This is a genomic window from Streptomyces sp. NPDC044044, assembly GCF_056434405.1.
Window position 1 is genome coordinate 12,246 of the sequence record NZ_JBWKFG010000019.1, and the last position, 19,324, is coordinate 31,569.

General features: G+C 70.8%; 17 protein-coding genes and 1 pseudogene. 14 read left to right on the plus strand and 4 right to left on the minus strand.

Annotated features, from left to right (window positions below):
* The first annotated feature begins 229 nt into the window (after positions 1–229).
* The 6 genes from AC07AG_RS42245 (at position 230) to AC07AG_RS42270 (ending at position 7,559) form a co-directional block, all read left to right on the plus strand.
* A complete protein-coding gene (locus tag AC07AG_RS42245) occupies positions 230–985 on the plus strand; it encodes a redox-sensing transcriptional repressor Rex (RefSeq protein ID WP_478762483.1) in 756 nt (251 codons plus the stop codon).
* Positions 982–2,712, plus strand: a complete 1,731-nt coding sequence (locus AC07AG_RS42250) for a glutamyl-tRNA reductase (protein ID WP_478762485.1) — start codon at positions 982–984, stop codon at positions 2,710–2,712. Before AC07AG_RS42245 ends, AC07AG_RS42250 begins: the two co-directional genes overlap by 4 nt.
* A complete protein-coding gene (gene hemC / locus AC07AG_RS42255) occupies positions 2,709–3,668 on the plus strand; it encodes a hydroxymethylbilane synthase (protein ID WP_478762486.1) in 960 nt (319 codons plus the stop codon). Before AC07AG_RS42250 ends, hemC begins: the two co-directional genes overlap by 4 nt.
* Complete coding sequence (locus AC07AG_RS42260) at positions 3,665–5,323, plus strand: bifunctional uroporphyrinogen-III C-methyltransferase/uroporphyrinogen-III synthase (RefSeq protein ID WP_478762488.1); 1,659 nt, start codon at positions 3,665–3,667, stop codon at positions 5,321–5,323. The genes hemC and AC07AG_RS42260 overlap by 4 nt, the downstream gene beginning before the upstream one ends.
* Positions 5,324–5,459: 136 nt before the next feature.
* Positions 5,460–6,449: a porphobilinogen synthase gene (hemB, locus tag AC07AG_RS42265; protein ID WP_478762490.1), complete on the plus strand. Its 990-nt coding sequence runs from the start codon at positions 5,460–5,462 to the stop codon at positions 6,447–6,449.
* Between the two features lie 132 nt (positions 6,450–6,581).
* The gene (locus tag AC07AG_RS42270) at positions 6,582–7,559 is read left to right on the plus strand and encodes a zinc-binding dehydrogenase (protein WP_478762492.1); all 978 of its coding nucleotides are present in this window, start codon (positions 6,582–6,584) and stop codon (positions 7,557–7,559) included.
* A 41-nt stretch (positions 7,560–7,600) separates the two neighbouring features.
* Here AC07AG_RS42270 and AC07AG_RS42275 read toward each other — a convergent pair whose 3' ends face one another.
* The gene (locus AC07AG_RS42275; RefSeq protein ID WP_478762493.1) at positions 7,601–8,494 is read right to left on the minus strand and encodes an NAD(P)-dependent oxidoreductase; all 894 of its coding nucleotides are present in this window, start codon (positions 8,492–8,494) and stop codon (positions 7,601–7,603) included.
* Between the two features lie 341 nt (positions 8,495–8,835).
* On the opposite strand from AC07AG_RS42275, the gene AC07AG_RS42280 reads away from it, so the two are divergent.
* The gene (locus AC07AG_RS42280) at positions 8,836–9,480 is read left to right on the plus strand and encodes a DUF4232 domain-containing protein (protein ID WP_478762494.1); all 645 of its coding nucleotides are present in this window, start codon (positions 8,836–8,838) and stop codon (positions 9,478–9,480) included.
* Between the two features lie 160 nt (positions 9,481–9,640).
* Here the strand turns inward: AC07AG_RS42280 and AC07AG_RS42285 are convergent, their stop codons facing one another.
* On the minus strand, positions 9,641–10,183 hold the full coding sequence (locus tag AC07AG_RS42285) for a DUF4232 domain-containing protein (RefSeq protein ID WP_478762496.1): 543 nt from the start codon (positions 10,181–10,183) through the stop codon (positions 9,641–9,643).
* Between the two features lie 204 nt (positions 10,184–10,387).
* On the opposite strand from AC07AG_RS42285, the gene AC07AG_RS42290 reads away from it, so the two are divergent.
* Positions 10,388–11,878 (plus strand): helix-turn-helix domain-containing protein, encoded by a 1,491-nt coding sequence (locus AC07AG_RS42290; protein WP_478762497.1) that lies wholly within the window; start codon positions 10,388–10,390, stop codon positions 11,876–11,878.
* 113 nt (positions 11,879–11,991) lie between these two features.
* Positions 11,992–13,200, plus strand: coding sequence for an aminotransferase-like domain-containing protein (locus tag AC07AG_RS42295; RefSeq protein ID WP_478762498.1), 1,209 nt, complete (start codon positions 11,992–11,994; stop codon positions 13,198–13,200).
* An 87-nt stretch (positions 13,201–13,287) separates the two neighbouring features.
* Here AC07AG_RS42295 and argS read toward each other — a convergent pair whose 3' ends face one another.
* The gene (gene argS, locus AC07AG_RS42300; RefSeq protein WP_478762499.1) at positions 13,288–15,057 is read right to left on the minus strand and encodes an arginine--tRNA ligase; all 1,770 of its coding nucleotides are present in this window, start codon (positions 15,055–15,057) and stop codon (positions 13,288–13,290) included.
* A 135-nt stretch (positions 15,058–15,192) separates the two neighbouring features.
* Between argS and lysS the strand changes: the two genes are divergently transcribed.
* The 5 genes from lysS (at position 15,193) to AC07AG_RS42325 (ending at position 18,432) form a co-directional block, all read left to right on the plus strand.
* Entirely contained in the window at positions 15,193–16,941 is a 1,749-nt protein-coding gene (lysS, locus tag AC07AG_RS42305; protein ID WP_478762501.1) for a lysine--tRNA ligase, read from the plus strand.
* Between the two features lie 174 nt (positions 16,942–17,115).
* Positions 17,116–17,442, plus strand: coding sequence for a PadR family transcriptional regulator (locus AC07AG_RS42310; protein ID WP_478762503.1), 327 nt, complete (start codon positions 17,116–17,118; stop codon positions 17,440–17,442).
* Positions 17,439–17,795, plus strand: coding sequence for a DUF1048 domain-containing protein (locus AC07AG_RS42315; RefSeq protein ID WP_478762504.1), 357 nt, complete (start codon positions 17,439–17,441; stop codon positions 17,793–17,795). Before AC07AG_RS42310 ends, AC07AG_RS42315 begins: the two co-directional genes overlap by 4 nt.
* Before the next feature lies 1 nt (position 17,796).
* The gene (locus tag AC07AG_RS42320) at positions 17,797–18,123 is read left to right on the plus strand and encodes a DUF1048 domain-containing protein (protein ID WP_478762505.1); all 327 of its coding nucleotides are present in this window, start codon (positions 17,797–17,799) and stop codon (positions 18,121–18,123) included.
* A 99-nt stretch (positions 18,124–18,222) separates the two neighbouring features.
* The gene (locus AC07AG_RS42325; RefSeq protein WP_478762507.1) at positions 18,223–18,432 is read left to right on the plus strand and encodes a hypothetical protein; all 210 of its coding nucleotides are present in this window, start codon (positions 18,223–18,225) and stop codon (positions 18,430–18,432) included.
* 34 nt (positions 18,433–18,466) lie between these two features.
* Here AC07AG_RS42325 and AC07AG_RS42330 read toward each other — a convergent pair.
* Positions 18,467–19,324 (minus strand): annotated as a pseudogene (locus AC07AG_RS42330) (DUF2637 domain-containing protein); the annotation flags it as partial.

Sequence of the window (19,324 nt, forward strand, 5' to 3'; positions counted from 1 at the left end):
GCGATGATCGTGAGGAGAGTGTGCGGTTTTGCCCCCATCAAGTGAGCACCGCAGCCTCATGTGCGCCGGTTCCCGGTGTGTGCGCCGGGGGCGCGTGACCCCGGTCACGTTGGCCGGGCAAATCGGACACCATCTTTGTGCACGCGTTCACAAAGACATAGCCTGCTTTCGACGGGGCGGTCTGGGGACGTGTGACCGCCTGCAGCCCCGCTCTACCCGCAGGAGCACCGTGGCAACTGGCCGAACTCACCGACCGGCGACCCGCAGCCGAGGGATTCCCGAGGCCACCGTCGCCAGGCTTCCGCTGTACCTCCGAGCCCTCACCGCTCTGTCGGAGCGCTCGGTGCCCACGGTCTCCTCCGAGGAGCTCGCGGCCGCCGCGGGGGTCAACTCCGCGAAGCTGCGCAAGGACTTCTCCTACCTCGGCTCCTACGGGACGCGTGGTGTGGGCTACGACGTCGAGTACCTCGTCTACCAGATCTCACGCGAGCTCGGCCTGACCCAGGACTGGCCCGTCGTGATCGTCGGCATCGGTAACCTCGGCGCTGCGCTCGCCAATTACGGCGGGTTCGCCTCGCGCGGCTTCCGTGTCGCCGCGCTGATCGACGCCGACCCGGCCATGGCGGGCACGCCCGTCGCGGGCATGCCGGTGCAGCACACCGACGAGCTCGAGAAGATCATCAGCGACAACGGCGTCTCCATCGGCGTCATCTCCACCCCGGCGGGCGCCGCCCAGCAGGTCTGCGAGCGGCTCGTCGCCGCCGGTGTGACCTCGATCCTGAACTTCGCGCCCACCGTTCTCTCCGTGCCCGAGGGCGTCGACGTACGCAAGGTGGACCTCTCCATCGAGCTGCAGATCCTCGCCTTCCACGAGCAGCGCAAGGCCGGTGAGGAAGCGGCGGCCGACGGCATCGAGCCGCCCGCCGCCGCCAAGCAGCAGCGGAAAGGACCCGACGGGGACGTCCCCGCCGTGATGCCGGCATGAGTCTCCTCGTCGTAGGGCTGAGTCACCGCAGCGCCCCGGTGAGCGTGCTCGAACGGGCCGCCCTCGCCGCCGACGCGCAGGCCAAGCTCCTGCAGGACGCGCTGGCCGCCGAGCCCGCCGCCGAAGCGGCCGTGCTCGCCACCTGCAACCGCATCGAGCTCTACGCCGACGTGGACAAGTTCCACGCGGGCGTCGCCGAGCTGTCCACGCTGCTCGCCCAGCACAGCGGCGTGGGCCTCGACGAGCTCACCCCTTATCTGTACGTCCACTACGAGGACCGAGCCGTCCACCACCTGTTCTCGGTGGCCTGCGGCCTGGACTCGATGGTCGTCGGCGAGGGGCAGATCCTCGGCCAGATCAAGGACACCCTCGCGCGCTCCCAGGAGCTGCACACCGCCGGGCGCCTGCTCAACGACCTCTTCCAGCAGGCCCTGCGGGTCGGCAAGCGCGCGCACTCGGAGACCGGCATCGACCGGGCCGGGCAGTCGCTCGTGACCTTCGGCCTCGAACAGCTCGCCGGGCGCGAGCCCGTCGAGGCGTGGGCCAAGGGCAAGCGCGCCCTGGTCATCGGCGCCGGATCCATGTCCTCGCTCGCCGCGGCGACGCTCGCGCGCGCCGGGGTCCACGAGGTCGTCGTCGCCAACCGCACCCTGGACCGGGCCCACCGCCTGGCCGAGATCCTCTCCGAGGGCGGCACCGGCACCATCGCGCGCGCCGTGCCGATGGACCAGGTGGCGACGGAACTGACACGTGCAGATGTCGCGGTGTCCTGCACCGGGGCGACCGGTCTCGTCCTGACCGCCGATGCCGTCGCCGCGGGCGTCGCCGACCGCACGGGCGCGCCCGTCGCCGTGGGCGCCGCGCGCGTTCCGGCGGCCGGATCCCCGTCCGCGGGCGCCTCCACCCCGCACGGCTCCGACGCCGACAACGACGAGGCGTGCCCGCTCGGGCTCTCCGGCGACGGGGCCGTCGGCCGCGGGGTCGGGTTCTCCGTCATGGGCGAGGACGCCGTCGCCGGGATGGACGCCGCGACCCTCGAACAGCACGCGGCCTGGGTGGACAACGCACCCGCCGTGCGCCGCGACGACCTGCAGAGCGAGGCCGACACCATCACCGCGCTCGCCGCGGCGGTGACCGCGACCGGGCGGGTGCCCGAGCGCCGAGGCCCCTCGCTCGTCGAGACGGGCAACGTCCTGCTCGCGCTGCTCGACCTGGCCATGCCCCGCGACATCGACGGCGCCGTGCACCGGATCGACGGCGTACGCCTCGTCGACATCGAGTCGCTCGCCGACGCCTCCGCCGACGCCCCGATGGCCGACGACGTGGAGCAGGTCCGCGCGATCGTCTCCGACGAGGTCGCGGCCTTCGGCGCCGCGCAGCGGGCCGCGCACATCACGCCGACCGTGGTCGCCCTGCGCACCATGGCCGCCGACGTCGTCGCGAACGAGATCGCGCGGCTCGACGGACGGCTCCCCGGACTTCCGGAGAAGGAGCGCGCGGAGATCACCCAGACCGTCCGCCGCGTCGTCGACAAGCTGCTCCACGCACCCACCGTGCGGGTCAAGCAGCTGGCGAGCGAGCCCGGCGGCGCCGGGTACGCGGACGCGCTGCGCACCCTCTTCGACCTCGACCCGCAGACGGTCGCCGCCGTCAGCAGGGCCGACAAGATCAATGAATCCACCGATCAGAACGCAACGCAAACAGATCCGAATCGAGGCCGGGCATGACCGAGAGGGCACTAAGGCTCGGGACACGGCGCAGCAAGCTGGCCATGGCCCAGTCCGGGCAAGTGGCCGAGACAGTGAGCCGGTTGACCGGCCGCTCCGTAGAGCTCGTGGAGATCACGACGTACGGCGATACGTCCCGTGAGCACCTGGCGCAGATCGGCGGCACCGGCGTCTTCGTCACCGCCCTGCGTGACGCGCTGCTCGCCGGCGAGGTCGACTTCGCCGTCCACTCGCTGAAGGACCTGCCGACCGCACAGCCGGACGACCTGGCCCTGGCCGCCGTACCGCTGCGCGCGGACCCCCGTGACGTGCTCATCGCGCGCGACGGGATGACCTTCACGGAGCTGCCGAGCGGCGCGCGCATCGGCACCGGTTCGCCCCGCCGCATGGCACAGCTCAACGCCTACGCCCGCAACCACGGGCTCGCGATAGAGACCGTGCCGATCCGCGGGAACATCGACACCCGCATCGGGTTCGTGCACAAGGGGGAGCTCGACGCCGTCGTGCTCGCCGCCGCCGGACTCCACCGCGTCGGCAGGATCGACGAGGTGACCGACTTCCTGTCGGTCGACACAGTTCTGCCCGCCCCCGGCCAGGGGGCACTGGCGATCGAATGTGCCGCGTCCAACGCGTCACTGACCGCCGCGCTCGCCGAGCTCGACGACCCGTACACCCGGGCCGCCGTGACCGCCGAGCGGTCCCTGCTCGCCGCCCTGGAGGCCGGCTGCAGCGCACCCGTGGGAGCGCTGGCCGACCTTCTGGCCGACGGGCAGATTGTCAAGGAAATGCGCCTGCGCGGCGTCGTCGGGGCAACCGACGGCTCGACGCTGGTGCAGCTGTCCACCACCGGTCCCGTGCCCGAGACGCATGACCAAGCCTTGGCGCTCGGCCGTGAACTCGCTGCCGAGATGCTTGCCAAGGGCGCGGCCGGTCTGATGGGGGAGCGAGCACTTTGAGCCCCACCTCGAACCTTCCCGGCCTTCCCGCACACGGGCACGTCACCTTCCTGGGTGCCGGACCCGGAGATCCGGGACTACTTACGCTGCGCGCCGTGGAGGCGCTGGCCCGAGCGGACGTGCTGATCGCCGAGCCGGATGTGCTCGACGTCGTTCGCGCGCATGCCAGGGGAGGTGTGGACACACCTCAGCCAGGGACAGTTGACGACGCGTCAGCGATCACCGAAGCGTCTTCTGTGCGAGCCGCCACCAATCTTGTCATGGAGGCAGCACGCGGCGGCAAGCGGGTCGTACGTGCCGTCAGCGGCGACGTCGGCCTCGACACGTACGCCGCGGAGGAGATGCTCGCCTGCGCCGCCGAGGGCATTTCCTTCGAAGTCGTGCCCGGCATCGCGGCGGCGGTCGGTGTGCCCGCCTACGCGGGTGTTCCGCTGCGCGACGCGCAGGGCACGGACGTGCGTTTCGTCGACGCGCGCACCGCGTCCGACCGCTGCTGGAGCGAGGTGGGGGCATCCGACGGGACCGTGGTCGTGTCGACGTCCCTGGACTCCGTGGCCGCGGCCGCCGGTGAACTGGTGTCGTCGGGACGCAAGCCGGACACCCCGATGACGGTGACGATCGCCGGTACGACGACGCGTCAGCGCACATGGACGGCGACCCTCGGCACGATCGCGCAGATCCTCAAGCAGGCGAAGGTGCTGCCTTCGCCCGACGGCGGGCAGCCCGTCATAGCCGTGGTCGGTGAGCGGTCCGCCGCCGCCCAGCGCGACCAGCTGTCGTGGTTCGAGTCGAAGCCGCTCTTCGGGTGGCGGGTGCTCGTGCCGCGTACGAAGGAGCAGGCGGCTTCGCTCTCCGACCAGCTGAGCTCCTACGGCGCGGTGCCGCACGAGGTGCCGACCATCGCCGTGGAGCCGCCCCGGACGCCGCAGCAGATGGAGCGCGCGGTCAAGGGGCTCGTCACGGGTCGCTACGAGTGGATCGCCTTCACCAGCGTCAACGCCGTCAAGGCGGTGCGCGAGAAGTTCGAGGAGTACGGGCTCGACGCCCGTGCCTTCGCCGGGATCAAGGTCGCGGCGGTGGGCGAGCAGACGGCTGCCGCGCTCGTCGCCTTCGGCGTGAAGCCCGACCTGGTGCCCAGCGGTGAGCAGTCGGCCGCGGGTCTCCTGGAGGACTGGCCGCCGTACGACCCGGTCTTCGACCCGATCGACCGTGTCTTCCTGCCCAGGGCCGACATCGCCACGGAGACGCTGGTCGCCGGGCTCATCGACCTCGGGTGGGAGGTCGACGACGTCACCGCCTACCGGACGGTGCGCGCGTCGCCGCCCCCGGCGGACACGCGTGAGGCGATCAAGGGCGGTGGCTTCGACGCCGTGCTCTTCACGTCGTCGAGCACGGTGCGCAACCTGGTCGGCATCGCCGGCAAGCCGCACAACGTGACCGTGATCGCGTGCATCGGTCCCGCCACCGCCAAGACGGCGGAGGAGCACGGGCTGCGGGTGGACGTGATGGCTCCGGAGCCTTCCGTCCACAAGCTGGCCGAGGCGCTTGCCGAGTTCGGCACCCGGCGTCGCCTTGCCGCGCTGGAGGCGGGGGATCCCGTCACCCGGCCCAGCGAGCGGCGGCCGGGTTCCCGTAGGCGGCGTACGGCACCCTGAGGCTCAGGCGTACCGTTAATCACCGGCTTCGCCGAGTTCGTCCTCAAACGCCGGACAGGCTGGATATCCAGCCTGTCCGGCGTTTGAGGTTGCGGGCGGGGCCGGGACCCAGACATCGCGTGAGGTGAGAGAGACAGTGACCAAGTACGGATCGTTTCCCGGAGCCCGGCCCCGGCGCCTTCGGACCACTCCCGCCATGCGCCGCATGGTCGCGGAGACGCGGCTGCACCCGGCCGACCTGATCCTGCCCGCGTTCGTGCGCGAGGGGATCGGCGCGCCCGTGGAGATCGGCGCCATGCCCGGCGTCGTCCAGCACACCCGCGACAGTCTGAAGAAGGCCGCCGTCGAGGCGATGGAGGCCGGGGTCGCCGGGATCATGCTCTTCGGTGTGCCGGAGGAGTCGAAGAAGGACGCCGCCGGGACCGTTGGCACCGATCCGGACGGGATCCTCCAGGTCGCCCTGCGCGACGTGCGCGCCGAGGTGGGCGACGAGCTCATCGTCATGTCCGACCTGTGCCTGGACGAGTTCACCGACCACGGGCACTGCGGTGTCCTCGACTCGCAGGGGCGCGTCGACAACGACGCCACCCTTGAGCGGTACGCCGAGATGGCGCAGGTCCAGGCCGACGCGGGCGCCCATGTGGTGGGTCCGAGCGGCATGATGGACGGTCAGGTCGGCGTCATCCGGGACGCGTTGGACCAGGTCGGGCACGAGGACGTCTCCGTGCTCGCCTACACCGTCAAGTACTCGTCCGCCTTCTTCGGCCCCTTCCGCGAGGCCGTCGGCTCGTCCCTCAAGGGCGACCGCAAGACCTACCAGCAGGACCCGGCCAACACCCGTGAATCCCTGCGGGAGTTGGCGCTCGACCTCGAAGAGGGCGCCGACATGGTGATGGTGAAGCCCGCGGGGCCCTACCTGGACGTCCTCGCCCGGGTCGCCGACGCCGTGGACGTGCCGGTCGCCGCGTACCAGATCTCCGGTGAGTACGCGATGATCGAGGCCGCCGCCGAGCGCGGCATGATCGACCGGGACCAGGCGATCATGGAGTCGCTCACCGGCATCAAGCGCGCGGGCGCGAACATGATCCTCACGTACTGGGCCACCGAGGTGGCGCGGCGGCTCTGAGGGGTGAGGGCCGTGGGGTGGTCCGTGAGGACATCTCCCGGCCGACCGCTTGACCTCAAGCTAGCTTGAGGTCACAGAGTGGTGTGCATCGACGTCCGGACGACGGACCGTCGACGTTCTGAGGAGGACGTTATGCACGCCGTTGTTCTGCACGAGTTCGGGCCCGCCGAGAACCTGACGTACGAGACCTTGCCCGACCCCGTCGCGGGGCCGGGCCAGGTGCGGATCTCCGTGCGGGCGGCGGGAGTTCACTTCGTCGAGACCGTCATGCGGCGGGGCGAAGCGAGTGACATGGCGCCGCCGCTGCCCGAGCTGCCCTCCGTCTTCGGCGGGGAGGTCGCCGGGGTCGTCGACGCGGTCGGGCCCGGCGTCGACACCACGTGGCTGGGGCGGTCCGTCGTGACCCCGCGCAGCGAGCCCGGTGGGTACGCCGAGCTCGCCGTGGCCGACCTCGCCACCCTGCACGAGGTGCCGGACGGGCTCGGGTTCGAGACCGCCGTGACGATGGTGATGACCGGGGCGACGGCCATGGGGCTTCTGGATGCCGCCCGGCTCACCTCCGACGACGTGGTCCTTGTGACGTCCGCCGCCGGTGGCGTCGGGCGGCTCGTGGTGCAGTACGCCCATGCGCTCGGGGCGGTCGTCATCGGTGCCGCCGGCGGGCCCGACAAGGTCGAGGCCGTCTGGGGGCTCGACGCCGATCTCGCCGTCGACTACAACGAGCCCGGCTGGGCTGACCTCGTGCGTGAGCGGCTCGACGGGCGTCAGGTGAGTGTCGTGCTCGACGGGGTGGGCGGCGAGAAGTCCGCCGCCGCGTTCGGACTCATCGGTGAGGGCGGGCGGTACGTGGTCATCGGCTGGTCCTCGCAGGAAGGGTTCGAGCCGGACGCCGGTGTCGTGGAGGAGCGGGGGATCTCCGTCGTCAACGCGCTGCTGGGGTTGATCGAGCGGCCCGAGGACGGTCCCGAGCACCAGAGGCGGGCCCTGGAGGCAGCGGCCAAGGGGGAGTTGAAGCCTGCGGTGCAGACGTTCCCGCTGGCGGAGGCGGCACGGGCCCATGCGGCCATGGAGCGCAGGGAGACCACGGGGAAGGTCGTGCTGGTTCCCTAGCGGCCCGTGCGACATGGGCGACATGGGCGGCGTCGGCTGCCTCAGTCCTGCTTGAGCAGGGTCACCAGGCGGGAGAGGCCGTCGGCGCCGTGGCCCTCCTCCACCGCACGGTCGAGGAGGGCCTGGAACGGCTCGAACGGCTCGGTCCGCAGACCTTGGTCGGCGTACGCCTGGATGAAGTTGGGGTACGCCTCGCGGTTCATGGCGAGGTTGGACACGTCGGTGTAGTGCTGGTCGGTGTCCAGCGCCTCGGCCGTTCCCTGCACGATCCCTCCCGTCATCGCCACGATGAAGTCCCCGAGCAGCGGCGCGAACTCACGGGCCGGGATGCCCTCGCTGCCCATCAGCGCGAAGGACTGGGCGACGCCGAGTGCCATGCCGTACATCCCGGTGAGCAGGGAGAGGTCGTAGAGGGCGGCGAGTCCCGGGTCCTTGCCGACCCACTTGGTGTCGGCGAGCGCCTCCAGGGTGGGGCGGTGCGCCGCGAAGGCCGCCTCGTCGCTGCCGCTGTAGAGGATGTACGCGCCGGGCGTCGCGATCATCTGGGGTACGGCCATGATGCCGCCGTCGATGTACGTGATGCCGTGGTCCGCGGACCACTGCGCCAACTCCCTTGCCTGGGCGGGCGTTCCGTTCGTGAGGTTCACGAGCGTGCGGCCCGCGAGGGCCTCGGCCTGCGGGGTGAGCAGGGCGCGGACGTTCTCGTTCGTGGTGAGGCAGACGATGGTGAGCGGGCTCGCGGTGATCGCGTCTCTCGCGGTGTCCGCCGGGCTCGCGCCCTGGGCGGCCAGGGGGCCCGTCTTGGCGGCGGTGCGGTTCCACACCGTGGTGGGGTGGCCCGCCTTGAGCAGCGCGGAGGCGAGCGCCGTGCCCATGAGGCCGAGGCCGAGGACGGTTACGGGGGACTGTGCGGGCCGGGTGGGCTGTGCGGGCATGGCTGTGGGACTCCGATCGGAGGCGTGGGGTGGGGACGCCTTCGATCCTTCCCATGTGCGGTGAAGCGGACAAGTACCCACTTTTTTGTGCGCACTTACCTGGAGGTTGGTGAGGGGTGCCGGGGAGGCGGGGGTTTCGGTGTCCGGCCGTCGTCCCAGGGCGGTGTTCCAGGGAGGCGTTCCAGGGTGTGGTATTTCCGCAGGTCAGACGGGCGAAATCGTTCCAGCGTGCCAGATCGTCCGAGATTCCTTGTGCCGGTCGGATCGCGGCTGTTTCGCTCTTGGCCGTGCCGCAGCGGCACGCCGTTCGCACCACCGTCTTTCCGACTCACGGGGGCACCATGAACTTCACGCGAACCACGACCCGTTCGATCCTCACCGGCCTCTCACTCGTCGCCGCGCTCACGCTCACCGCGTGTAACGAAGACGACGGCACGGGGGTGAGGGAGTCCTCGTCCTCGGCCGCGTCCGATACGGGCTCGGGTTCCGACACGGGCTCGGGGGGCTCCGGTGATGAGCAGGGCACGGCCGCCGGGAGCGGCTCCGAGGCGAACGGCGAGGTCGGCAAGTGCCGTACCGACGATCTGGACATCACCGCGTCGGACAGCACCATCGACGGCGACACCGACGGCTCGGTGGCGGTGACGTTCCAGAACGGCGGCGGCCGTGACTGCCTCCTGTCCGGTTTCGCGGGCGTCGACCTGAAGACCAGCGAGGGGGAACTGTCCGCCGAGCGCAGTGGCCAGGGAGCCGAGCCGATGACCCTCAAGGACGGCAAGTCGGTCTCCTTCAGCATCAGTTACCCGGTCGACGACTCGGGCGGCTCCGGCGTCGGGGTCACCGGCCTGGTCGTCACCCCGCCCGGCGAGACGAAGTCGTACTCCCTCGAATGGCCGGGCGCCGCCACCCTGCCCGTCACCGACGGCTCCGGCTCCCCGGTCAAGGTCTTCGCCATCGGCAGTGCCGGCCAGGGCGGGGCGAACTGACCCGTCCCCCCCTGGCCCTTCCCCCTGGCCTTCCCCCTGACTCGTCCCCCTGCCCGGCTCCCACCAGCTGCCCCTGGCCTCGTTGCGCCCCCGCGCGAGGCCAGGGGCGTTTGCGTTCCCGCGGTCGCGTGGTGTCAGAGGGAGACCGGCGCGGTGCCCGTCACCACATCAGGGCGTCGGACGCCGACGTCTGCCAGTACGTGACGAACGCAGAGCTGTCCACGTAGACGCCGCCCTGCGGAAGCTTCGCGGCAGCCGAGGCGCCCACGCTGCCGTTCATCGCGCGGTTGGCGAAGTGGACGCCCAACTCATGGGCCTGGTGGCCGTTCGAGCCCTCCGGTGACGACGTGCCGATGGCCGCGTACGCCGTCTGGCCGGGCTTCAGCGTGACGACCGCCTGCGGCGTGCTCTCATCGAGCCACCCGGTGGCGGACTGCGCCCCGTCGAAGCGGAGATACGGTGCGCCGTACGCGTAACACGTCTTCGTGCCCGTGTTCTTGGCCTTCAGGAGCAGATGGTCGAGGGGGCGGTCGACCTGCTCGACGGTGACCTTGGTGGTGGCGGCGGTACAGGTGACCGGCGCCGACTTGGCCGCCGGGGTCGCGGCCGATGCGGCGCCGCCGAGCGCGGTGAGCGAGAGAGCGGCGGTGAGGGCCGCGGCAGCGGCGGCGGCTTTGGTGGTGAATCGCGCGGTGAGTCGCATGGCTGGTCTCTTTCGGTGTGACGGGGCAGACGTGAGCCGCGTCGGGAGGCCCCCGGTTGCGGCGTGTTTGTATGGGCCACAGCTTGCGCGGGGTTTCGTCCCTGCGGCCGGCGCGGCACGGCAGTTGGGGACGTCGGGACATTCGGACGGCTGTGAGCTGCGAGAACTCCGTTCCTTGGAACGGATGGATGGGATGGAGAGAGCGTGGGGGCGGGCGATCTCGCGGAGTTGCTGCGGGAGCTGAAGGAGAGGTCGGGGCTCAGTTACGGGGCGCTGGCCAAGCGGTTGCACATGTCGACGTCGACGCTGCACCGCTATGTGAGCGGGTCGGCCGTACCGACGGAGTTCGCTCCGCTGGAGCGGCTCGCCCGGGTGTGCGGGGCTTCGCGGGAGGAGATGGTCGAGGTCCACCGGCGGTGGATCCTGGCCGATGCGTCGAGAGGCGACCGCAAGGAGGGGGATCGGGGGCAGCAGGGGGAGCCCCCTGCCGTCGCGGCACCCGATGCCACGGCGGCCCCGTCCCTCGGCGGACCGGCGCCCGGTGCCTCGGCATCCGGCCCCCAGGCCCCCGACCAGGCGGCTGCCGCAGGCTCCGGCGACGGTCGTTCCCGTGACAGCGGCAGCGGCAGTGACGGTGACAGCGACGGTGGCTCCGGCGACCGCGCACCCGGCATCGTGATCGGCCGTGCGCCCACGGCGGCGGGGCGGCGTGAGGGGAGACGCGTGCCCAGGGCGCGTGTGCTCGTCGCCGCCGGTGTCGTGCTCGCGCTCGGTGCCACCGCCGTCGCCGTACAGGCAGCATCCGGAGGCGGCGACCGCGACCACGTGTCCAGCGATTCCCCGAGCGCCTTCGAAGGGGAACGGGAGCGGAGTCCGGACGGCGCCGGTTCCGCCTCGCCCTCCGGGAAGGAGTCCGGGAAGGGGTCCGAGAAGGGAAAGCAGCCGGGCAAGGGGGCGAAGGGCTCCGCCGGGCCGGGGAGCGACGGCAAGGGCTCCGGCGGCGGGACCCGGGCGCCGGTCACCGGGGACGGCGGCAAGGGCGGCGGTACGGGCAAGGCCGGCGCCCCGATGACCGTCTCCACCCAGCCCCAGTACTGGGACAGCCCCTGCGGCCACCCCTACCTCGTCGACAAGGGCCCCGGCGACCTCTCGCCGCCCCCCAACGAACAGGACGCCGTCGGCTGGGTGGACGCGAACGGCGCGGTCTCCGCAAGGAACCAGACCGTGATGCTGACCGTCCAGGGCACGGGCGACGACACCGTCGTCCTTGAGGCTCTGAACATCCGCGTCGCCGGAACCAGCGCGCCGCTCGCGTGGAACAACTACAAGATGGGGTACCTCGGCGTCGGCTGCGGAGGCAGGGTGCCCCAGCACGCCTTCGACGTCGACCTGGACGCGTCGGTGCCCCGCCTCGATCCCCAGTCCGCTGGCGACGGCTTCCCCTACAAGGTGAGCGCGAGCGACCCGGAGGCGTTCTACATCAACGCGACCGCCAACACCCGCTATGTGCGCTGGTATTTGGAGCTGCGGTGGTCGAGCGGCGCCCGGCACGGCACGGTGCGCATCGACGACACGGGCAAGCCGTTCGCGACGAGTGGCGACCAGGGGCGTCAGGTCTACGGGTTCTCGCTCAACAGCAAGAAGTGGACCAAGACGAATCGCGACAACGACGACGTGCCGGACCCGCCTGCGTAGCGGCCAGGGCGTGTCCCCCCGGCACGGTCCGTATTCCGGAATGGCGCGTGTAGAGGGCACTTACGTGTCTAGGGTGCGAATCGAGCCATCCGCCCGCGCCGAAGGAGCCGTAGATGACTGCCACAGCCGACGAGGCAATCGCCGCCCCCACCCCGCCGCTCGCCGCGCGTGCGGCCTCCGTCGGGGGCTCGCCCGTACGGGAGATCCTCGCGGTGACCGCGCGTCCCGAGGTCATCAACTTCGCGGGCGGGCTCCCGGCGCCCGAGCTGTTCGACGCGGTGGGCGTCGCCGCCGCGTTCCAGGCGGTCCTGACGACGACGCCCGGCACGGCGCTGCAGTACTCCACGACGGAGGGCGAGCCCGCTCTCCGTGCCGCGATCGCCGCGAGGACCACGGCGCGCGGGCTGCCCACCGGCGCGGACGACGTGCTCGTCACCACCGGCTCGCAGCAGGCGCTCTCGCTCCTCGCGACGGCGCTCGTCGAGCCCGGGGACACCATCCTCGTCGAGAGTCCCTGCTACCTGGCGGCACTTCAGGCCTTCGCCTTCGCGGGCGCCCGCGTGGTGCCCGTGCCGTGCGACGAGGCGGGGATCGATCCGGCCGCGCTCGACGAACTCGTCGCCGCGCACCGGCCGAAGCTGCTCTACACCGTCCCCACCTTCCAGAACCCGACGGGCCGTACGCTGCCCGCCGGGCGGCGCGCGGAGATCGCCGCCGTGGCCGCGCGGCGCGGCCTGTGGATCGTCGAGGACGACCCGTACGGGGAGCTGCGGTTCGAGGGCGAGCGGGTGCCGTGGATCGCGACGTACCCGGGGGCACAGGACCGCACCGTACTCCTCGGCAGCTTCTCGAAGGTGATGGCGCCGGGCCTGCGGCTGGGCTGGCTGCGGGGGCCCGAGGCGCTGTTGCGGGCGTGCGCGGTGGCCAAGCAGGCGGCGGACCTGCATACGCCCACCGTCAACCAGCTCGCCGCGGCACGGTACTTGGCGGACAACGACCTGGACGCGCACGTCGCGCACGTCGCCGGGGAGTACCGCAAGCGCAGGGACGCGATGCTCGCCGGGCTCGGCGACGCGCTCCCTGCGGGGTCCACCTGGATTCGGCCCGAGGGCGGCATGTTCGTCTGGGCGACGCTGCCCGAGGGGTACGACACCGCCGCGCTGCTGCCGAAGGTGGTCGAGCATGACGTGGCGTACGTTCCCGGGGCGCCGTTCCATGCCGGGGCCCCGGATGCCGCCACCCTGCGGATGTGCTTCGTCACGCAGACCCCCGACGAGATCGCCGAGGGTCTGCGGAGGCTCAGGAGCGCGCTGGTGGGGTGACATCCGCGGGCCGTTTGTGACAGCCCGCGCCCACGCGGCGGAGCCGCACAGGTGACAGCCCCGCGCCTCTGATGCCCCTGACGGGGGTCAGAGGCGCTCGGGCGTCCTGATGCCGAGCAGTGCCATTCCCTGGTGCAGGGTGCGGGCCGTGATGTCGCAGAGGAACAGGCGGTTCTCCGCGATGTCCTGCGGCGGCTTCGGCTTGATGACCGGGCACTTGTCGTAGAACGTCGTGTACAGCGAGGCCAGTTGGTAGAGGTACGCGGCCAGCTTGTGCGGTGCGTACTCCTCGGCGGCCTCCGCGACCGTCTCCGCGAACTGGTCCAGGTGCAGGCCCAACGCCCGCTCCGCGTCGGCCAGTTCGAGCTCCGGGTGCGCCTTGGGGGAGACGTCGTCGGCCTTGCGCAGGATCGACTGGATACGGGCGTACGCGTACTGGAGGTACACGCTCGTGTCGCCGTTCAGGGACACCATCTGGTCCAGGTCGAACTTGTAGTCGCGCACCGCCGACGTCGACAGGTCCGCGTACTTCACCGCGCCGATGCCCACCTGGGCGCCGCGCTCGGCGATCTCCTCCTCCGAGAGGTCCTGGGCCTTCTCGCGGACGATGGCCGACGCCCGGTCGATCGCCTCGTCGAGGAGGTCGATGAGGCGTACGGTCTCGCCCTCACGCGTCTTGAACGGCTTGCCGTCCTTGCCGAGTACCGTGCCGAAGCCGAGCTGCACCGCCTTGACGTCCTCCGTCAGCCAGCCCGCCCTGCGGGCCGTCTCGAAGACCATCTTGAAGTGCAGGGACTGCCGCGCGTCCACGACGTAAAGGAGCGTGTCCGCCTTGAGGTTGAAGACGCGGTCGCGGATCGCGGAGAGGTCGGTGGCCGCGTACCCGAAGCCGCCGTCGGACTTCTGGACGATCAGCGGGGACGGGTTGCCGTCCGGGCCCTTCACGTCGTCGAAGAAGACGCACAGCGCGCCGTTCGACCGGACCGCGACGCCGGACTCCTCCAGCATGCGGCAGGTCTCCGCCAGCATGTCGTTGTAGCCGGACTCGCCGACGATGTCCTCGTCGTGGATCTCCACGTCCAGCTTGTTGAAGACCGAGTAGAAGTAGACCTTCGACTCGTCCACGAACCGCTGCCAGATCGCGAGGGTCTCGGGGTCGCCCGCCTGGAGGTCCACCACCCGGCGCCGGGCCCGCGTCTTGAACTCCTCGTCGGAGTCGAAGAGCACCTTCGACTCCTTGTAGACGCGGTTGAGGCTGGACATCGCCTCCTCGCCCGCCGCCTCGCCGTCGGCGGCCTGGTGGCCCAGCGCGTCCGGGTGCTCGATGAGGTACTGCACGAGCATGCCGAACTGTGTGCCCCAGTCGCCGATGTGGTGGCGGCTGACGATCTTCTCGCCGGTGAACTCGAGGATCTTGACGACGGAGTTGCCGATGACCGAGTTCCGCAGGTGCCCGACGTGCATCTCCTTGGCCACGTTCGGCTGGGCCCAGTCGACCACCGTCGTGCCGGCCTTCTCGGCGAACGGCACGCCGAGGCGGTCGCCGTCGGCGGCGCGCGCGGCGAGGTTCTCGGTGATCGCCTTGTCGGTGACCGTGATGTTCAGGAAGCCGGGGCCGGAGACCTCGACCTCGCTGATCAGGTCAGGGGCGGTGATCTCCGAGACGACCTTCGTCGCGAGCTCGCGCGGGTTCGCCTTCGCCTTCTTGGCGAGGGCCAGGATCCCGTTGGCCTGGTAGTCGGCCCGGTCGCTTCGTCGCAGCAGCGGGTCGGCGGCGCCGGCCTCCGGCAGGGCAGCCGAGAGGGCGTCCGCGAGGCGCTGGTGGACGGAGGCGGTGAGGGACGTGACCGAGGCCATGGAGTGGATGCCGTTCTCCTCGAGGTGCAGATAGACGCGCCCAGTATCCCATGCAGGGAAAAGCGGTTTTCGCGGTTACGGGTGGAGCTGGGAGAATGGCTCCGTCAAGCGGTACTCACGTAGAAGAAGAAAGGCGTGCCGATCGTGGCTCAGAGCACCGATACCACCGACTGGGTCTCCCGCTACGCGGACGAGGTCATCTCCGAGTCGGAGCGTCGTGCCCCGGGCAAACCGGTCGTCGTCGCCTCCGGGCTCTCCCCCTCCGGCCCGATCCACCTGGGCAACCTCCGCGAGGTCATGACCCCGCACCTGGTCGCGGACGAGATCCGGCGGCGCGGGCACGAGGTCAGGCACCTGATCTCCTGGGACGACTACGACCGGTATCGCAAGGTCCCGGCCGGCGTCCCCGGCATCGACGAGTCCTGGGCCCAGCACATCGGCAAGCCCCTCACCTCCGTGCCCGCCCCGGCCGGTTCCGCGTACGCGAACTGGGCCGAGCACTTCAAGGCGGCCATGACCGAGGCGCTGGACGAGCTGGGCGTGGAGTACGACGGGATCAGCCAGACCGAGCAGTACACCTCGGGCGTCTACCGCGAGCAGGTCCTGCACGCGATGAAGCACCGCGGTGACATCGACGCGATCCTCGACCAGTACCGCACCAAGAAGGCCGCTCCCGGCAAGAAGCAGTCGCAGAAGCCGGTCGACGAGGCCGAGCTGGAGGCCGCCGAGGGCTCCGGCGCCGCGAGCGAGGACGACGGCAGCGGCGGCTCCAGCGGGTACTTCCCGTACAAGCCGTACTGCGGCGCGTGCGAGAAGGACCTGACCACGGTCACGTCGTACGACGACGAGAGCACCGAGCTCGCGTACGTCTGCGCGGACTGCGGGCACACCGAGACGGTCCTGCTCAGCGAGTTCAACCGCGGCAAGCTGGTCTGGAAGGTCGACTGGCCCATGCGCTGGGCGTACGAGGGCGTCATCTTCGAGCCGAGCGGCGTGGACCACTCGTCTCCCGGGTCGTCCTTCGTGGTCGGCGGGCAGATCGTGCGCGAGATCTTCGACGGCGTGCAGCCGATCGGTCCCATGTACGCCTTCGTCGGCATCTCGGGCATGGCGAAGATGTCGTCCTCCAAGGGCGGCGTGCCGACCCCGGCGGACGCGCTGAAGATCATGGAGGCGCCGCTGCTGCGCTGGCTGTACGCGCGCCGCAGGCCGAACCAGTCGTTCAAGATCGCCTTCGACCAGGAGATCCAGCGGCTCTACGACGAGTGGGACAAGCTGGACGCGAAGGTCGCGGACGGCTCCGTGCTGCCCGCCGACGCCGCCGCGCACTCGCGTGCGGTGCGCACGGCCGCCGGTGAGCTGCCGAAGACGCCGCGTCCGCTGCCGTACCGGACGCTCGCGTCCGTCGCGGACATCACGGCGGGCGCGGAGGACCAGACGCTCCGCATCCTGCGGGACCTGGACCCGTCCGACCCGATCTCGTCCCTGGACGAGGCGCGCCCGCGCCTCGACCGTGCCGAGAACTGGATCACCACCCAGGTCCCGGCCGACGCGCGCACGATCGTGCGCGCGGAGCCGGACGCGGAGCTCCTGTCGTCCCTGGACGACGAGGGCCGCGAGTCGCTGCGGCTGCTCCTTGAGGGCCTCGACTCGCACTGGTCCCTCGACGGGCTCACGCACCTCGTGTACGGCGTGCCGAAGGTGCAGGCAGGGTTCTCCGCGGACGCGACGCCGAAGGAGCTGCCGCCGGAGATCAAGGTCGCGCAGCGGTCGTTCTTCGCGCTCCTGTACCGGCTTCTCGTGACCCGCGAGACGGGGCCGCGACTGCCCACGCTGCTGCTCGCCGTGGGCGCGGAGAGGGTGCGCAAGCTGCTGGGTGCCTAGCGTTCGCGCTTGGTGGTACGTGAGAGGGGCGCCGTCCGGTCATCCGGGCGGCGCCCCTCTCGCTTTTCGCATGCCGTCGAGGGCTCCTGGCCTCTGGCACCCGCCACTACTCGGTGATACCGTATAGTGGTACTCGGTACCACGCAGTACCGCCAGTGCAGAGGAGGACGCGCGATGGACGACCTGACGGAGATGCTGAAGGGCACGCTCGAAGGATGCGTGCTGGAGATCATCGGCAGCGAGGAAACCTACGGGTACGCCATCACCCGCCGGCTGAACGAGCTCGGCTTCGCCGACGTCGTAGAGGGGACGGTGTACACCATCCTGCTGCGGCTGGAGCGCAACGGACTCGTCCAGGTGACCAAACGGCCGTCCGGGGTCGGTCCGCCGCGCAAGTTCTACGCGCTCAACGACGCCGGACGCGAGCAACTCGCGGCGTTCTGGGCGAAATGGCAGTACGTCTCATCACGCATCGACAGGCTCAAGGAGGGCGGGAGATGAACTTCTGGGAGAAGGTCACAGGCAGCGATCTCACCAGGGACTGGGAGGCGTTCGGAGCCCGGGTCGAGGTTCTGCCGGACGAATACCGGGAGGCCTGGGACCAGATCGTCACCCGCCTCTTCCCCTACGGGGACTTCACCGGCCGCAACCTGACACCGATCCTCGACTCGGCCCTGGGGCTGCTCGAAGTGTCGGCAGCGGACGGACAGAGCGTCCACGAGGTGTTCGGCGACGACATCCAGGGCTTCTGCACGGCGCTGGCCGGTGGAGAAGGAGCCCGGACCTATCGCGACCGGTGGCGCGAGCAGTTGAACGCGAACGTCGCAAAGAAGCTGAGCCGGCTGGGAGGCTGACGTGAGCATCCAGGACATCATCGAGGGCAAGAAGCAGTGGCGGGCGCACATGGCCCGGGTCAAGGCGCTGCCGCCGGACTACCAGATCGTCTACAAGGAGATGCAGAAGTACCTGTTCAAGGTCGGTCCTGTCGACCTGCCTGACGGGCCCCTGCTCCCCGGGATCGTCGACTTCTTCGAGGGGGGCGTCGTCGAAGGCAAGGGAGTCCTGGAACTCATCGGCACGGACGTCGCCGCGTTCTGCGACGACCTGATCAAGGACACACGCACCTACGCGGACGTCTACCAGGAGTCCATCAGCGGGGAATCCGGCAACGGCGCGAAGTGACACGCGCCGCCTCGCGGCACGGCCCTGCATCGTTCGGATGAGTCCTGGATCCCTCCTCGGCAGGACGAACGGCGCCCCGGGGCCGGTGATCGTGGACGTATGAAGGAAATCATCTCCATCGTCGGATGGGTCGTCGGCATTCAGGGAGCACTCGGCGCGGCCGGGCGCATGTTCGGGGACGAGCCGTGGGGCCTCTTCCACAAGTGGTGGGACCTGTCCACGCCCGCGTACTTCGCCCTGCTCCTCGTCGGTGCCGCCCTCGCCATCTGGGGCGAGAGCAGCAAGAAGCGCGCCCGCAGCAGGAGTTGAGCCACCCCTGCGTGCCTTACGTGCCTGACATGCCTTACGCGCTGTACTCGGAGTCCAGCTCCTCCTGGTAGCGGCCCCGGAAGTCACGCAGGTAGGGGCGCAGGGTGCTCTCCGCCGGAGGGCCGCCCGCCTGGCCCGTGACGCCGTACAGGTCCATCAAGTACAGGCCGAACTGCCGGGCGTTGGGGTAGTCCCCGAGCTCGCTCACGTACTTCCGGAACGCCGCGAAGTACGCGTCCTCGCGCGAGACGTCGTCCGGGAGACCGGACGCGTCGGGCAGCGCTTCCAGGACCTCGGGCGACTCGGGCGACTCCTCGTGCGGGGCGTCGTCGACGTCGGGCGCCTGCTCCTCGCGCGGGCCCGGAATCAGATGCTGGCCGCCGAGCGGGCGCGTGCGGCCGGGGCCCGCCGGGACCGGGAACCCGGACTCGGGAGCGGCGGCCGCGGGGTCGCCCTGCTCGTCGAAGTACGCCTGCTGCTGCTCCAGATAGGCCTGCTGCTCGACGTAGGCCTGCTGCTCCGCGTACGCCTGCTGGTCCGCGTACCACTGATCGTGCGGCTCTTCGGGGACGTACGAAGGCTGCTGAGCCGCGAACCACGGGCTCACCTGCGCGACCTCGGGCTCCGGCTGCTGCTGTTGCTGTTGCCCCTGAGGTGCCTGCGCCTGTTCCTGCACCTGCGCCTGTTCCTGTGCCTGCTGCCCCTGCTCGCCCCGCGGCACGGGCTCCGCCTCCAGCTGCGGCGCGGTCGGCGCCACCAGCTGCGGCTGCTGCTGTTCCGCGGGAACCGGCGCCGGCGGAAGCAGTGCGGGCTCGATGCCCGCCGCGGCGAGACCCGCGGGCGCGGTCTCCGCGAGCGGTACGCCGAAGCGCGCCAGGCGCAGCGGCATCAG

What these genes read in the sequence shown, in the direction of transcription:
- AC07AG_RS42270 (WP_478762492.1), top strand. Translation starts at nt 6,582, where the DNA reads ATGCACGCCGTTGTTCTGCACGAGTTCGGGCCCGCCGAGAACCTGACG.
- AC07AG_RS42250 (WP_478762485.1), top strand. Translation starts at nt 982, where the DNA reads ATGAGTCTCCTCGTCGTAGGGCTGAGTCACCGCAGCGCCCCGGTGAGC.
- AC07AG_RS42310 (WP_478762503.1), top strand. Translation starts at nt 17,116, where the DNA reads ATGGACGACCTGACGGAGATGCTGAAGGGCACGCTCGAAGGATGCGTG.
- AC07AG_RS42315 (WP_478762504.1), top strand. Translation starts at nt 17,439, where the DNA reads ATGAACTTCTGGGAGAAGGTCACAGGCAGCGATCTCACCAGGGACTGG.
- AC07AG_RS42325 (WP_478762507.1), top strand. Translation starts at nt 18,223, where the DNA reads ATGAAGGAAATCATCTCCATCGTCGGATGGGTCGTCGGCATTCAGGGA.
- argS (WP_478762499.1), bottom strand. Translation starts at nt 15,057, where the DNA reads ATGGCCTCGGTCACGTCCCTCACCGCCTCCGTCCACCAGCGCCTCGCG.
- AC07AG_RS42285 (WP_478762496.1), bottom strand. Translation starts at nt 10,183, where the DNA reads ATGCGACTCACCGCGCGATTCACCACCAAAGCCGCCGCCGCTGCCGCG.
- hemC (WP_478762486.1), top strand. Translation starts at nt 2,709, where the DNA reads ATGACCGAGAGGGCACTAAGGCTCGGGACACGGCGCAGCAAGCTGGCC.
- AC07AG_RS42275 (WP_478762493.1), bottom strand. Translation starts at nt 8,494, where the DNA reads ATGCCCGCACAGCCCACCCGGCCCGCACAGTCCCCCGTAACCGTCCTC.
- AC07AG_RS42295 (WP_478762498.1), top strand. Translation starts at nt 11,992, where the DNA reads ATGACTGCCACAGCCGACGAGGCAATCGCCGCCCCCACCCCGCCGCTC.
- AC07AG_RS42280 (WP_478762494.1), top strand. Translation starts at nt 8,836, where the DNA reads ATGAACTTCACGCGAACCACGACCCGTTCGATCCTCACCGGCCTCTCA.